This window comes from Streptomyces sp. NPDC050211 (assembly GCF_040656035.1).
GTDB lineage: Bacteria > Actinomycetota > Actinomycetes > Streptomycetales > Streptomycetaceae > Streptomyces.
The window spans coordinates 1-2,179 of record NZ_JBFALC010000169.1 but is presented as its reverse complement, the minus strand read 5'-3'; the positions used below and the strand labels follow the sequence as shown (position 1 = coordinate 2,179).

The window sequence follows — 2,179 nt, the reverse complement described above, 5'->3', positions numbered from 1 at the left end:
CACCGGATGAATTGTGGCCCTCCTTGGCGGCCTGACTCGTTGAGTCAGGCCGGGAGGATGGGTGATCAGCGTGGAGGACTGGGCGGAGATCCGCCGGTTGCACCGGGCCGAGCAGATGCCGATCCGGGCGATCGCACGGAAGTTGGGAATCTCTCGGACCACGGTGCGCCGGGCGGTGGCCAGCGACCGGCCGCCGAAGTACGAGCGGGCGCCGAAGGGGTCGATCGTGGATGCGGCCGAGCCGAAGATCCGCGAACTGCTCGAGGTGTGGCCGGACATGCCAGCGACCGTGGTGGCCGAACGGATCGGCTGGCAGCACGGCATGACCGTGCTGCGGGATCGGGTCCGTGAGCTCAAGCTCGACTACCTGCCGGCAGATCCGGCCTCCCGGACGGTCTACGAGCCCGGCGAACTGGTGCAGTGCGACCTGTGGTTCCCGCCCTCGGCGATCCCGCTGGGGTTCGGGCAGACGGGCTGTCCGCCGGTGCTGGTGATGGTGGCCGGCTACTCGCGATGGATCATGGCTCGGATGCTGCCGAGCAAGGCCGCAGCCGACCTGATCGCCGGGCACTGGCGGCTTTTGACCGGGCTCGGAGCCGTCCCGAAGGCTCTGGTCTGGGACAACGAGGCCGCGGTCGGCTCCTGGCGGGGCGGCAGTCCCCAGCTGACCGAGGACTTCGCGGCGTTCGCGGGACTGCTGGGCATCCGCATCATCCAGTGCCGACCCGGCGACCCGGAGGCCAAGGGCCTGGTCGAGCGGGCCAACGGCTATCTGGAGACCAGCTTCCTGCCCGGACGCGTCTTCGCCTCGCCGACCGACTTCAACATCCAGCTCGCGGACTGGCTGGCCAAGGCCAACCGGCGCCTGCACCGCACCCTGCAGGCCCGCCCGTCCGAACGGATCGAGGCGGACAAGGCCCGCATGCTGACCCTGCCGCCGGTCGATCCGCCGGGCTGGTGGCGATCCAGCCTGCGCCTGCCGCGCGACCACTACGTCCGTATCGACACCAACGACTACTCCGTCCATCCGCTGGCCATCGGCCGCCGCATCGAGGTCAAGGCCGACCTGGACCAGGTCCTGGCGTTCTGCGAGGGCACCGAGGTCGCCCGGCATGCCCGCTGCTGGGCCCGCCATCAGTCCCTCACCGACCCCACCCACGCGGCCGCCGCGAAAGCCGACCGCGAACGGGCCCGGCAACGGCCCGCTGCGGCCGGCCAACTCGAAGTCGAACAACGGCCGCTGGACACCTACGACCGGATCTTCGGCGTCATCGACGGCGGCCTGAGCACCGGTGAGGGAGTCGCCTGATGGCCACCACGACGCAGACCGCGAACGGCCGTGACGTCTCCTCCGAACTCGTCTATCTGACCAAGGCGTTGAAGGCGCCCGCGTTGCGGGACGCGGCCGCCCGGCTCGCCGAACGGGCTCGTGACGAGGGCTGGAGTCACGAGGAGTATCTGGCCGCCTGCCTGCAGCGGGAGGTCGCCGCCCGCGACTCCCACGGCGCCGAGGGCCGCATCCGTGCGGCCCGTTTCCCCTCCCGCAAGTCGCTCGAGGACTTCGACTTCGACCACCAGCGGTCCGTGAAACGCGAGGTCATCGCCCATCTGGGAACGCTGGACTTCGTCGTCGGCAAGGAGAACGTGATCTTCCTGGGGCCGCCCGGCACCGGCAAGACCCACCTCGCCACCGGGCTCGGCATCCGGGCCTGCCAGGCCGGCCACCGGGTCGCCTTCGCCACCGCCGCCCAGTGGGTCACCCGCCTCGCCGAAGCCCACCAAGCGGGCAGACTCAGCGACGAGTTGACCCGACTGGGACGGATCCCGCTGATCATCGTGGACGAGGTCGGCTACATCCCCTTCGAACCCGAGGCCGCGAACTTGTTCTTCCAGTTCATCTCGGGCCGCTACGAACGCGCCTCTGTGATCGTGACCAGCAACAAGCCCTTCGGACGCTGGGGCGAGGTCTTCGGCGACGACACCGTCGCCGCCGCGATGATCGACCGCCTCGTCCACCACGCCGAAGTGATCTCACTGAAGGGCGACAGCTACCGCATGCGCGGCCGCGACCTCGGACGGGTTCCCACGGCCAACACCGGGGAATGACCAACATCAACTGACAGCGTGAGGTCCACTTTTCATCTGGTGCCCCCGGTCCACGATTCAGCCGTTACCGACA

Annotated in this window: 2 protein-coding genes; both read left to right on the top strand. The window is 69.4% G+C overall.

Annotation, left to right across the window (positions count from 1 at the left end; all coding sequences use genetic code 11):
- Positions 1-61 precede the first annotated feature (61 nt).
- Positions 62-1,309: an IS21 family transposase gene (gene istA, locus AB0I98_RS49750; protein WP_362953143.1), complete on the top strand. Its 1,248-nt coding sequence runs from the start codon at positions 62-64 to the stop codon at positions 1,307-1,309.
- Complete coding sequence (gene istB / locus AB0I98_RS49745) at positions 1,309-2,106, top strand: IS21-like element helper ATPase IstB (protein WP_362953141.1); 798 nt, start codon at positions 1,309-1,311, stop codon at positions 2,104-2,106. Before istA ends, istB begins: the two co-directional genes overlap by 1 nt.
- Positions 2,107-2,179 lie beyond the last annotated feature (73 nt).

Coding starts and splice junctions, on each gene's coding strand:
- istB (WP_362953141.1), top strand. CDS start 1,309: ATGGCCACCACGACGCAGACCGCGAACGGCCGTGACGTCTCCTCCGAA.